This is a genomic window from Tumebacillus avium (assembly GCF_002162355.1).
GTDB classification, from domain to species: domain Bacteria; phylum Bacillota; class Bacilli; order Tumebacillales; family Tumebacillaceae; genus Tumebacillus_A; species Tumebacillus_A avium.
In genome coordinates, this window is record NZ_CP021434.1 from 5,154,012 (window position 1) to 5,167,048 (window position 13,037).

At 60.0% G+C, this 13,037-nt stretch carries 8 protein-coding genes; 6 read left to right on the forward strand and 2 right to left on the reverse strand.

All coding sequences use genetic code 11. The features are described from left to right. Positions 1–2: 2 nt before the first annotated feature. On the reverse strand, positions 3–4,883 hold the full coding sequence (locus tag CBW65_RS23500) for a non-ribosomal peptide synthetase (protein ID WP_087458981.1): 4,881 nt from the start codon (positions 4,881–4,883) through the stop codon (positions 3–5). Between the two features lie 188 nt (positions 4,884–5,071). Here CBW65_RS23500 and CBW65_RS23505 point away from each other — a divergent pair, with 188 nt between their 5' ends. After that, complete coding sequence (locus tag CBW65_RS23505; RefSeq protein ID WP_087458982.1) at positions 5,072–6,169, forward strand: C39 family peptidase; 1,098 nt, start codon at positions 5,072–5,074, stop codon at positions 6,167–6,169. 54 nt (positions 6,170–6,223) lie between these two features. Here the strand turns inward: CBW65_RS23505 and CBW65_RS23510 are convergent, their stop codons facing one another. Next, positions 6,224–6,412 carry a hypothetical protein gene (locus tag CBW65_RS23510; protein WP_087458983.1) on the reverse strand — a complete coding sequence of 63 codons (189 nt, stop codon included), beginning with the start codon at positions 6,410–6,412 and terminating at the stop codon, positions 6,224–6,226. Between the two features lie 148 nt (positions 6,413–6,560). On the opposite strand from CBW65_RS23510, the gene CBW65_RS23515 reads away from it, so the two are divergent. The 5 genes from CBW65_RS23515 (at position 6,561) to pdxR (ending at position 13,011) form a co-directional block, all read left to right on the forward strand. Beyond that, the gene (locus tag CBW65_RS23515) at positions 6,561–7,973 is read left to right on the forward strand and encodes a sigma-54 interaction domain-containing protein (RefSeq protein WP_087458984.1); all 1,413 of its coding nucleotides are present in this window, start codon (positions 6,561–6,563) and stop codon (positions 7,971–7,973) included. Positions 7,974–8,214: 241 nt separating this feature from the next. Further along, positions 8,215–9,534, forward strand: coding sequence for a GntP family permease (locus CBW65_RS23520; protein ID WP_087458985.1), 1,320 nt, complete (start codon positions 8,215–8,217; stop codon positions 9,532–9,534). Positions 9,535–9,549: 15 nt separating this feature from the next. Continuing rightward, positions 9,550–10,323, forward strand: coding sequence for a 3-hydroxybutyrate dehydrogenase (locus CBW65_RS23525; RefSeq protein WP_087458986.1), 774 nt, complete (start codon positions 9,550–9,552; stop codon positions 10,321–10,323). A 74-nt stretch (positions 10,324–10,397) separates the two neighbouring features. Beyond that, on the forward strand, positions 10,398–11,465 hold the full coding sequence (locus CBW65_RS23530; RefSeq protein ID WP_087458987.1) for an undecaprenyldiphospho-muramoylpentapeptide beta-N-acetylglucosaminyltransferase: 1,068 nt from the start codon (positions 10,398–10,400) through the stop codon (positions 11,463–11,465). Positions 11,466–11,604: 139 nt separating this feature from the next. Beyond that, positions 11,605–13,011, forward strand: coding sequence for a MocR-like pyridoxine biosynthesis transcription factor PdxR (gene pdxR, locus CBW65_RS23535; RefSeq protein ID WP_087458988.1), 1,407 nt, complete (start codon positions 11,605–11,607; stop codon positions 13,009–13,011). Positions 13,012–13,037 lie beyond the last annotated feature (26 nt).

The window sequence follows — 13,037 nt, forward strand, 5'->3', positions numbered from 1 at the left end:
GCTTATCCTCTCCTGCCTTTCATCATCTGTTTGCGCCGTGCGAGCATCTCTTTTTGTTTCTCGACGCGGTTCTCGACCTCTTCAAAATCGGGCTGTTCGACCGTCTCCACCGCCAGAAACGCCGCCAGCGTATGGATCGTCGGATGACGGAACAGCTCGACGACGGTCAGCTCTTTATGCGGGAACTGGGGGACCAGTTGCTTGTGCAGTTGCAAGATCAGCAGCGAATCGCCGCCCAGATCGAAGAAATTATCATGAATCCCGACCCGCTCCACGCCGAGCAGCTTCGACCACACCTCGACCAGTTGCCGCTCGATCTCATTTTGCGGGGCTTGGTAGCTGGCATCTGCTGTGCTTGGCGCAACAGCAGGTGCGGGCAATGCGTTGCGGTCGACTTTGCCGCTTGGAGTCAGCGGAAGTTGTTCGAGCGCAGTAAACGCCGACGGCACCATGTAGTCGGGCAGCTTTTCACGCAGGAAGTTGCGCCACTCGGCCGGGCCGGTCGCACTGCCTTGCTGCGGCACGACATAAGCTGCCAAACGCTTGCCGCCGGGCAGGTCGCCGCGTGCGGTGACGACCGCTTCCCGGATGTCGGCGTGCTGGGCCAGCGCCGCTTCGATCTCGCCCAGTTCGATCCGAAAACCGCGGATCTTCACCTGATGATCGAGGCGTCCAAGATATTCGATCGTCCCGTCCGGCAAGCGCCGTCCAACATCGCCCGTCTTGTACAGCCGCCCGTACGGACTGTCGACAAAACGTTCCTTGGTCAAATCCTCACGCTGCAGATACCCATGCGCCACCGCGCGTCCGCCAAGGCAGATCTCGCCTTTGACCCCAAGCGGCACCGGCTGCATCCGCGCATCCAAGATCAGGACGCTGGCGTTGTCGATCGGCAGGCCCAGCGTCGGCAGTACCGGCCACTGTTCTGCCGCGCCTTCGAGGCGAAGCGAAGTGACGACGTGCGTTTCGGTCGGTCCGTATTGGTTATACAAAAGGCAGTCCGGGTGCCGTGTAAAGAACTCGCGCACGACCGGCGTGATCTGGAGCTGTTCGCCTGCCGTCATCACTTCTTTCAGCTCGGGCAGTTGGATATTCTGCTCCACGCAGACTTCCGCGACATGCTGCAGCGCAACAAACGGCATGAACAAACGCTCGACACCCTGTTCGCGCACCAGATACGGCAGCCCGGTCAGGTCTTTGCGCGCCATCTCCGGGATCAGCACCAGCGTCCCGCCTGCAGAGAGCGTGGCGAAGATCTCCTGGAACGACACGTCAAAATTGAGCGAGGTGAACTGCAAAGTCTTGGCCTGCGGGTGACGAGCATCGCGCAATTGCCAGTCGATCAGGTTCACCACCGCACGGCCCGGCATCGCGACGCCTTTCGGAACGCCAGTCGAGCCGGAGGTGTAGAGGACGTAGACGAGATTTTCCTGAGTCAGCCTATAATCGGGATTCTCCACGCTCGCTTCTGCCCACAGCGCCCGGTCGCGTTCGACGTCGACGACGGTGGTTAGCGAGGCTTCCCAGTCGGTGCCGCTCTGGTTGGTGAGCAGGATCGACAGCTGCGATTCCTGCACGATCCGCTCCAAGCGTTCCTTCGGATACGCCGGGTCGAGCGGCACATAACATCCGCCCGCCTTCAAGATCGCGAGCAGCCCGGCGATCATCTCCGGCGACCGCTCCATCGAGATCCCCACCGGCACATCCGCCCCAACGCCAAGCGTTTGCAGGTGCCGCGCCAGGCGGTTCGCTTCTTCATTCAGTTCGCGGTAGGTCAAAATTCGTTCATCCATCACCACAGCAACAGCATCCGGCGTCTTTGCCGCTTGCAGTTCAAACATCTCTTGCAAAAGCTGCTCAGAGGCAGATTGCGTGGTTGTGTGGTGCGTGACCTCAGTCGTTTCCAGTTCGGAAAGCAACCCAATCTCCCCGACCGTCACATCCGGCTCACGAACAGCCTTGCTGACAAGCGTCTCAAAATGCCCGATCATCCGGCTCATCGTCGCTTCATCGAACAGATCGGTGTTATACTCCCACGTCCCGACGAGCTCCCCGTCCGCTTCGGCCATCGAGACGAGCAGATCGAACTTCGCCGTGCGCCCTTCCAGTTCCACCGGCTCCAGGGTCAGGCCGGGCAGAGCGACTTTTTCCACATGGGCATTCTGCAGGACAAACATCGCCTGAAACAGCGGCGACGCGCTGACATTGCGCTCCGGCTGCAGCTCTTTGACCAGCATTTCAAACGGCACATCCTGATGGGCATACGCTTCCAAGGCCGTCTTGCGCACCTGTGCGACCAGCTCTGCGAACTTCGGGTTTCCCGACAGGTCGCTGCGCAGCACCAGCGTGTTCACGAAGAATCCGATCATCGCTTCGACTTCCTCTTGATTGCGCCCGGCAATCGGCGTGCCGACCACGATGTCCTCCTGCCCCGAATAGCGGTGCAACAACGTCACAAATCCGCCGATCAGCGTCATAAACAGCGTCGCCTGCTGCTCCGTGCTCCACGCCTTCAGCCCTGCGGTCAGCTCCCGGCCAAAGCGGAACGGCAGCATCGCGCCAGCATACGTCTGCACCGGCGGACGAGGACGGTCGGTCGGCAATTCCAGCAACGGCAGTTCACCGCCGAGCTGTTTCTTCCAATATAAAAGCTGCTCATGAAGCACCTCGCCCGACAGCCATGCCCGCTGCCATGCGGCATAATCGGCATACTGCACGACAGGCTCCGGCAGTTCCCCGCCGATGTACAGCGCCGTCAGCTCCCGAATGAACACGCCCACCGACCAGCCGTCAAACACGATGTGGTGGAAGTTCAGCATCAGCACATGCTCTTCCCCGCTCAGCTTCAGCAAGGAATAGCGCACCAACGGCCCTGTTTGCAGATCGAACGGCGTTTCCGCCTCCGCCTGCACCAGCCGCTTCCATTCGCACTCCTGCGCTGCGGCATCGAGCCCGCTCAGATCGGTCACCACAAGCGGCGTCCAACCGCCCGGCGTGATCACCTGCACCGGCCCTGCCTCTCCTTCAGCAAACGTCGTGCGCAGCGACTCATGGCGTTTGACGATCTCCGCCAGACTCCGCTCCAGCCTTTCCCCATCAAGCGATCCGGCCAGCCGAACAGCAAACGGCATGTTGTACGCCGTCTTGTCGGTCAAAATCTGATCGAGCACATAGAGCCGCTGCTGTGCAAACGAAAGCTCCAACTGCCCCTCTCTCTGCACCCGTTCAATCGGCAAGCGTTCTCCGTGCGCTCCGCCCGAGGTCACCAGCATCCGCTCCACTTTCGCCGCCACCGCCGCAGCGGTCGGCGACTCAAACAGCACATCGAGCGGGACGCTGATCCCAAACGCCGTGCGAATCCGCGACATCGCCTGCGCCCCGAGCAGCGAGTGACCGCCAAGCGCAAAGAAATCGTCCTCCACGCCGACCTGCTCCATCCGCAGCACCCCGGCAAAAATCCCGGCGACCAGCTCTTCGGCCTGCGAACGCGGCGCAACATACCCGTGCGTCTCTTGCGCCGCCTGCTTCCACTCATGGCGCACCAGCCCCACAGGAATCGCTTCCCCCGGCAGTTCCTGCCACAACCTCTGCGGATCTTCCGCCGCGCCGTACAACAGCGTCAGCAGATGCCCGGCCATCTTTTCCACCGTTTCGCGCTCAAACAGATCGGTGCTGTATTCCAGCACGCAGAACAGCTGATCGGGCGTCTCCGTCACGTCGAGCAGCAGATCGAATTTGGCATGCGTGCGGGCGATTTCCACTTCTGTCGTTTGTGCGCCGGGCAGTTCCAAGAGCGGCCCTGCCGCCGTCTGCAGCGAAAACATCACCTGAAACAGCGGCGACACGCCAAGCAAACGCTGCGGCTGCAGCTCTTCGACGAGCTTTTCAAACGGCATCTCCTGATGGGCGTACGCTGCCAAAGCCGCTTTTTTCACCCCTTGGAGCTCTTCGGCAAAACTCGCCCCTTCTGCCAACTGCGTTCTCAGCACGAGCGAGTTGGCAAATAGCCCGACCGTGCCTTCCACCTCTTCCAGCACCCGTCCGGCGACAGGCGTCCCGACCAGCACATCGCGCACGTCGGCGAAGCGGGCCAGCAGCACGTTAAAGGCGGTGAGGAGCGTCATAAACATCGTCGCCCCTTCGCGCAGCGCCACCCCGCGCAGCTTTTGCGTCAGGTCGGCTGGCATTGCAAACGGCACCGCCCCGCCCCCTCCGCTGCTGCGGGCCGGACGTTCCCGGTCGGTCGGCAGCGGCAGGAAAAAGGAATGCCCCGCCAGCGTCTCCTGCCAGAAGCGCAACTGCTCTTCGTACTCCTCGCTTTCCAGCCATTCCCCCTGGTAGTGCGCGAAGTCGGCGTACTGCACCTCCGGCTCTTCAAGCGGCGAGTCGACGCCAAGCCGATACGCCGCATACAGCGCCGACAGCTCGCGGGCGATCACGCCGTTCGACCACCCGTCCGACACGATATGATGCAGCACAAACAGGAGCACATGCTCCTCCGGCGCCAATTTGTACAACGTGACGCGCAAAGGCAGGTCTTCTCCCAGCGCAAACGGCCGCGCACATGCTTCGCCGATCAGCTCCTGCACCTTTCCTGCCTGTTCCGCCTCCGGTAGCTGCTGCAAATCCTGCACGATCAGCGGCCATTCCACCGCTTCCCGCACGATCTGCACCGGTTGTCCGTCCGTCTCCCGAAACGTCGTGCGCAGCGTTTCATGCCGCCGCACGATCTCCTGCAAAGCGCGATGCAAAGCCTCAGCATCCAAAGCTCCCTTTACATGCAGCGCAAATGGCATATGATACGCCGCATTCCCCGGCGAGAGTTGATCCAAGAACCATAACCTGCGCTGAGCAAACGACGCGGGAAATGCATAGAGAGTCATATCATAGATCGTCCCTTCAGTCTGATTTCATTAAAAGAATCGTTTTCATCTTGTTAACTATATTCGTTATTAAAGCACATAACCCTTGTGAAAGCCTGACACATTTTGCGCATTCTGAAATGAAGGAATATCGACATTAAACATCTAATATATGGAAATGTATGTGTTAAAAAAAGGGGAGAAGACTGATGCGGCACAAGCGATTTGCCTATTTGACACTAGTCTTGGCAGCGGCGATCACCATCCTGCCTGCCACCGCAGCCGAAGCGGCGTCCAAGCGGATCTGGGGCGTCCCGGTCTACGGTCAGTATCCGGAGCTGCCTGCGGGCTGCGAAGCTGCAGCTGTCACGATGATCATGAACTGGGCGGGCTCAAACGTTTCCAAATCGGACGTGGCAGCAGCCATCCCGCGCCAACCGCTCTTGTGGCGCACCGACGGCCTGCTGTTCGGCGGCGATCCGCATGAAGGGTTTGTCGGCAACCCGTTTGAAAAAGAAGGCAGTTTTGGCGTGTTTGCCAAACCGATGGTCAAAGTGGTCGACCGTTACCTGCCCGGCCGCGGCGTCGATCTCAGCGGCCAAAAGTTCGAAGACCTCCTGCGCGTCGTCGAAAGCGGCCAGCCCGTTGCCGCATGGGTGACCAACTACCTGGAAGAGCCCACGATCAACGCATCCTGGCGCACCCGCTACGGCCGCACGATCACCTGGCGTTCTCCCGAGCATGTGATGACGATCGTCGGCTACAACGATGCGGAGATCATCGTCAACGACCCGGCCAACGGCACGGTGCGCACCTATGCGCGCGACCGTTTCCGCTACGTCTGGGAAACGATGGGCCGCCACGCGCTAACCATCTCCAACAAACAGCAGCCGAAATTTTCCGTCTACCAATATAAGACGTTGCTCAAAGAGTTCCCGACTTATGAAGCTGGCCTTGCGTATGCCAAGAAGTGGGACCATTCCAAAGTGATCGAAAAAAGCACCGGTGAAACGAAGTGGGACAATTACCCGAGCTACGTTTCCCAAAACAACCGCTACATCAACAGCTTCAAGTCCCAGGTCGGCGCGATCGGCTATGCACAACAATATGCCAAAACGAAAGTCGTCGACGTCACCAGCGGCAAGATCATCTGGAATAACTGGCCCAAAAACGTCTACCAAGGCAGCCGTCTGATCAAGACCTACGCGTGGTACGATGTGGAAGCAGCCATCGCATACGGCAAGCTCTACGCCAACTCCCGCGTCGTGGACAGCGCGACCGGTGAGGTGCTGTGGAAGTTCCAGTAACTCACACAGCAAAAAGACCCCGTTTAAAAAACGGGGTCTTTTTGTCTGCTTCCATTAGCGGCCGATGACGATAACACGGGAGATTTGCACAGTGCGCAGGAAAATGAAGGAACGGCGGCGGCGGCGACGGCGGACGATGATGACGATGGTACCGCCGCGGATGATCACGATGCGGCCGCGGACACGACGCCCGCCGCGAGTTTCAACCTCCACGTTACGGCCAACAAATTGAGAAAAGGACATGCTTGCTTACACCTCACTTTCGGTCAATCTGCTGTATCATATGCTCGTCCCGCCGCGTTGGAAAAAGACACCTGCTGATATTGGCGGCAGGGAACCGCCCTTTTTCCGCGAATCTATCAACAACTTAAGTAGTGACGGAGGCAAGACCATGCAGATCAGCAAAAACGGCTGGGTGAAACGTTATCTTGACGCCCTCGCGCAGGAAGTCGAACAGTCGCGCAAAGAGCTGTTCCTCTACAAAGCGGCGCTGAACCAAGCCTATGAAGGCATCATCATCACCGACAAAGAAGGCAGGATCGTCCTCGCCAACCAGACCTACGCCAACTTTCTGAACATGACGCTCGAAGAGATGATCGGCCGTCCTGTGACCGAGATGGTCGAGAACACGCGGATGCATCTCGTCGCCCGCACCGGCAAGGCGGAGATCGCCCACCTGCAGCGCATCAACGGACAGGTGATGATCGCCAACCGCATCCCAGTCTTCACCGGCGACGAAGTGACCGCCGTGATCGGCAAGGTCATCTTCCAGGATATCCGCGAGCTGTTTGAGATGACCGCCAAGTTCGAGCGGCTGAACACCGATCCTGACCACCATAAAAAAGAGCTGAACAAACGCCTGCGCGCCAAATACAGTTTTGACACGATCCTTGGCGCTTCGGCAGCCATGGAGCGCGCAAAAAAGCTCGCCCGCCGCGCCGCGCAAAGCGACTCCACCGTGCTGTTGCAAGGGGAGAGCGGCACAGGGAAAGAGCTGTTCGCCCACGCCATCCATCAGGCGTCCCGGCGCGGGAAGGGCCCGTTGATCCGCATCAACTGCGCGGCGATTCCCGAGTCGCTTTTTGAATCGGAGCTGTTTGGCTATACGGAAGGCTCGTTCACCGGCGCCAAAAAGTCGGGGAAAAAAGGCAAGTTCGCTCTCGCTGACCAAGGCACCCTGTTCCTCGATGAAGTGAGCGAACTGCCTCTGCAGTTGCAGGTTAAGCTCTTGCGCGCCTTGCAGGAGCGGGAGATCGAGCCGGTTGGCGCAGACGCTCCCGAGTCGGTCGATGTGCGGATCATCGCCGCCAGCAACAAAGATTTGGCTGCGCTCGTCGCAGAAGGCCGTTTCCGCCAAGACCTGTTTTACCGCCTGCACGTCGTGCCGGTCGATGTCCCGCCTCTCCGCGAGCGCGAAGGAGATGTCGGGCTGCTGCTGCACAGCCTGCTCCGCGAGTTGATCGCTGAAACGGGCATCCCCTGCACCGGCCTCGCCCCGGAAGCGGAAGCCAAGCTCCTCGCTTACGACTGGCCGGGCAACGTCCGCGAACTGCGCAACGTGCTGGAGCGGGCGTTGCATGTCCAGGAAGAAGGCGTGATCACCCTGCACGATCTGCCCGCCGATATCGCTGCCGCCAAACCTGCCCCGACAACGCTCAAAGAAGCGCTTGACGCTTATGAAGAGCAGTTCATCCGCCAAGCCCTGCAAGCCACCCATGGCGACAAACTCGCCGCAGCCACCCGCCTTGGCATCAGCAAATCCTCGCTCTATGCCAAACTGGATAAATACAACCTCGCCACGTAAGCGCCCTCGGGCGCTTTTTCCATACTCTCGGAAAAACTGTACAGAAGTCTGGAAAATTTACGACTCATCACTTCCCGCTCAATCTCCTGTACCCCCTCTGCAAAACGTGTGATCTCGCGCCGCCAGACCTGTGCGGACAAAGTTGGCATGCTTCTTGCAATTCCCATGTAAGCGGATACAAGTTTTCTGAATCCTTCATTATTGATCACAACTCTGACACACATCAAGGAGGTTGAATCAAATGTTAAGCATGATCGGTCTGATCGGCGGTCTGGTTCTGCTCATCGTCTTGACGATGCGCGGCATGAACCTGCTGATCGCAGCGCCACTGTGCGCCTTGTTCGTCGCAGTCTGCGGCGGCATCCCGCTCTTCCCGCAACTGGCGGCAGAAGGGCAAGCCAATCTCGTCAGCAATTATATGACTGGTTTTTCCGGCTTTATCACATCCTGGTTCCTGATGTTCCTGCTCGGCTCCATCTTCGGCAAAGTGATGGAAGACACCGGCGCGGCCGACTCCGTTTCGAAATGGGTCGTCGAACGCCTCGGCATGAAACAAGCTGTGCTGGCGATCGTCATCGCCTGCGCCCTGCTCACCTACGGCGGCGTTTCGCTGTTTGTCGTCGCCTTCTCCGTCTATCCGCTCGCTCTGTCCCTGTTCAAAGAAGCCAATCTGCCGCGCCGTTTCATTCCGGCTGCGCTCGCCTTTGGCTCCGTTACGTTCACCATGACTTCGGCTGGATCGCCGGAGATTCAGAACTGGCTGCCGATCGAATTCCTCGGCACCTCTCCGTATGCCGGTTGGGAAGTCTCGCTGATCATCGCCCTGTTCATGATGGGATTTGGCTACTGGTGGCTGAAGCGCATGATCGGCAAAGCGGTGGCCAATGGCGAGACCTTCCAAGCCCGCGCCAACGACCCGGTGCAGCAGAGCCGCGACCTGCCCCAGCCGTTCATGGGCCTGATCCCGCTGCTCGTCGTGCTTGGAATCTCCTTCTTCTTCCACGACTCGCTCAAGCAGTCCGCGCTGATCGTCGCACTGCTTGGCGGCATCATCGCCACCTGGGCGCTGAACTATAAGTTCCTGACCAACGTCTGGGAATCCGCTTCGGCAGCCACCGTCGGCGCCTTGATCGCCATCGCCAACACGGCGGCAGTCGTCGGGTTTGGCGCGGTGGCCAAAGTCACTCCGGCTTTCGGTGTCGCAGTTGACGCCATCGCCTCCCTGCCCGGCTCGCCGCTGATCGGCGCTGCCGTCGCCGTCTCCGTCATCGCCGGGATGACCGGCTCCGCATCGGGCGGACAGACGATCGCCCTGCCGCTGTTAGCACCTGGCTACATCGATGCCGGCGTCAACCCGGAAAGGCTGCACCGCGTCGTCGCTATCTCGTCGGGCGCGCTCGACTCGCTGCCGCACAACGGCTATGTGGTCACCACGATCCGCGGCATCTGCGGCGAAACGCACCGCGAAGCATACGGCGCCATGTTCAACATGACCGTCGTCGTGCCGACGGTCGGTGTCATCATCGCCATCGCCCTGTTCTCGCTTGGCCTTGGCATCTAGAAAGGAGCAACACCTATGGCTGCACAAATCGTCTTCATCACCGGAGCCGCGAGCGGCATCGGCTTCCAGATCGCCCAAGCGTTCGCCCGCGCCGGACACACCGTCGTGATCAGCGACCTCCGCGCAGAGGCTGCCAAGCAAGCGGCAGCCGATCTGACCGGAGAGGGCCTCTCCGCCCTCGGCCTCGGCTGTGACGTCACGCAGGAAGAACAGCTGCAGCGCGCCCTCGAACAGACGGTGGCCGCTTACGGCCGCCTCGACGTCCTGATCAACAACGCCGGAATGCAGCACGTCTCGCCGATCGAAGAGTTCCCGACCGAAAAGTTCGAGCTGCTCGTCAAAATCATGCTCACCGCGCCGTTCATCGCGATCAAGCACGCCTTCCCAATCATGAAACAGCAAGGCTTCGGCCGCGTGATCAACATCGCTTCGATCAACGGGCTGGTCGGCTTCGCAGGCAAGGCAGCCTACAACAGCGCCAAGCACGGCGTGATCGGCCTGACCAAAGTCGCCGCCTTGGAAGGCGCGCCGCACGGCATCACCGTCAACGCGCTTTGCCCCGGCTATGTCGACACTCCGCTCGTGCGCAACCAATTGAGCGACCTCGCCGAGACGCGCGGCGTCGCACTGGAAAGCGTGCTGGAAGAGGTGATCTACCCGCTCGTCCCGCAACGCCGCCTGCTCAGCGTGGAGGAGATCGCCCACTATGCCCTGTTCCTCGCCGATCCCAAGGCCCAAGGTGTCACCGGCCAGGCGGTCGTCATCGACGGCGGCTATACGGCACAATAATTCTCGGGTTCGCCACCGGATGTGTTCTGCGCTATAATGGCTCATACATACATCTAGTCTGAGGTGAATCTGTCATGAAAAAGCTCGTCTTGACTGGCGGAGGCTCGGCCGGGCATGTCACCGGGAACATCGCCCTCTTGCCAAAGCTGACGCAAGCCGGTTGGGCCATTGAATACATCGGCTCCCATGATGGGATCGAACAGGAGATCATCGCCGAGACCGGCCTGCCCTACCACGGCATCGCTGTCGGCAAACTCCGCCGCTACTTCGATTTGAAAAACTTCAAAGACCCGTTTCGCGTCTTGCAAGGCACATTGCAGGCCTACCGCCTGTTGCGGCGGATCAAGCCCAAGGCCGTTTTTTCCAAAGGGGGATTTGTCGCGGTGCCGGTCGTCGTCGCCGCGTGGCTGAACCGCATTCCGGTGATCATCCACGAGTCCGACCTGACGCCGGGGCTCGCCAACAAGCTCTCCGTGCCGTTTGCAACCAAAGTCTGCGTCACCTTCCCGGAGACGCTCCAGCACCTCGACCCGCAAAAGGCGGTGCACACCGGTTCGCCGATCCGCCATGAGATCCTCGAAGGCAATGCCGATCGGGGACGCGCGTTCTGCGGCTTCACGAAAAGCAAGCCGGTCATCCTCGCCATGGGCGGGTCGCTTGGCTCGGTCAAGATCAATGACGCCTTGCGCGCCAACCTCGACACGCTGCTTAAGCGGTTCCAGATCGTGCACCTCTGCGGCAAAGGCAACCTCGATCCGGCGCTCGAAGGGCGCAGCGGCTACAAGCAGTTCGAATATGTCAGCGGCGAACTCTCCGACCTGTTTGCGATGACCGACCTGTTCATCTCCCGGGCCGGCTCCAACGCCATCTTTGAATTCCTGGCGCTGAAGAAGCCGCACCTGCTGATCCCGCTGTCCCGCGCCGCTTCGCGCGGCGACCAGATCCTGAACGCGCGCTCCTTCGAAAAGCAAGGCTACAGCCATGTGCTGTTCGAAGAAGACCTGACCACAGAGACCTTGCTCGATGCGGTCAACGAGACGTACGACAACCAGGATCAATACATCGCCGCGATGAACCAAAGCACGACCGGCAGCGCCGTTGAGCTGATTTTCAACCTGATTCAACGAGCTGCGAAAAAATAAGCAAAAGGCCCTCACCGGATGATGAGGGCCTTTTCTTGCATCTGGCTCCACTTTTCGAACCAATTGGCTCTTTTCATTTTGCAGACAATTCACTATAAAGAGAGAAGAAGCGTTCTCAGAACGGGGGAAGGGGATCGGTATGCCGCGAAAAACACTCTATCAAACAGTCTACCATCGTCTGCGCTATCAAATCCTAAGCGGGGACTGGCCCCTCGGGAGCCGATTGCCGCCGGAGCGCAAACTGGCTGAGGAATGGGCGGTTTCGCGCAATACGATCGTGCATGCCTACGCCGATCTGGAATCGGAAGGCCTGATCTACTCCCGCGTCGGCAGCGGACGCTACGTCCAGCCCTTGCCGCCGCCGTCCGCCCTGCCGCTGCTGAACTGGCGGGAACAAATGCCGGGCGGCTCCCACCTGTCCGCACCCTCTTTGATGACCGAGTTGAACGCGCTGCTCGGCACGCGTGATGCGCTGAACTTCGCCTTTGGCGAAGGGGGCAACCACACGCGGCTGAAGGCGGAGTTCGCCAAGGGGATCGATCCGCTGCACATCTTGGAGACGAGCGACGCCGACTATCTGTTTCCGGTGCAGGGCCATCTCGAACTGCGCAAGTGGATCGCCGAGTGGATGAACTGTGAGCAGATCACCTCGCCCACGCAGGTGATGATCACGAGCGGCTCGCAGGAAGCATTGCAGATGACGACCTCGATTCTTGCCGGTCCCGGCGATTCGATCGCGGTGGAGATGCCGACCTATTTTGGCGCGCTGCACCTGTTTCAATCGCTTGGCCTGCACCTGATCCCGATCCCGGTCGATGGAGAAGGCATGCGCGTCGACGTGCTGGAAGGCATCCTGTCACGCACCCGCCCGCGCTTTATCTACACCGTGCCCACGTTCCACAACCCGACCGGCACGATCCTGTCGATGGAACGCCGCCGGCAGCTCCTGGCGCTCAGCGAGAAGCACGGCATCCCGATCGTCGAGGATGACGCCTACCGCCACCTGCATTTCGAGCAGGAACCGCCGCCGCCGCTTAAAGCTTTGGACCGGCAAGGCAACGTGATCTACATCAACACGTTCTCTAAAGTGCTGTTCCCCGGCCTGCGCCTCGGCTGGGTCGCGGCAAGCCGTCCGTTTATGGAGCGTCTGACCCGCTACAAAGAGCTGTCGATCTCCACAAACACGTTTGTCCAGCACGCCTTGTGGTCCTATCTGCAGCAAGGCACCTTCCACGCGCACCTCGAAGATGCGCGCCGCCACTACCAGCGCCAGGCTGCCGTCATGGACAAGCACCTGAGCGCACTGGTCGCCAAAGGCGTCTCATACGCCACGCCAAGCGGCGGTTTTTACTACTGGGTCTCCCTGCCCGAGCAGGTCAGCCCCAAAGAACTGCTGCAAAAAGCATTGCAGCAAAATGTCGTCTTTGCGACCGGCGATCTGTTCCTGCCCCGCGAGACGGAACAGCCGTACATTAGGCTCTGTTACAGCCATGAGACGGAAGAGGGGATTGAGCAAGGCATGCGCATCCTCGCTTCTCTTCTATAAATAGAAAGACCGACGCCAGCAGGCAT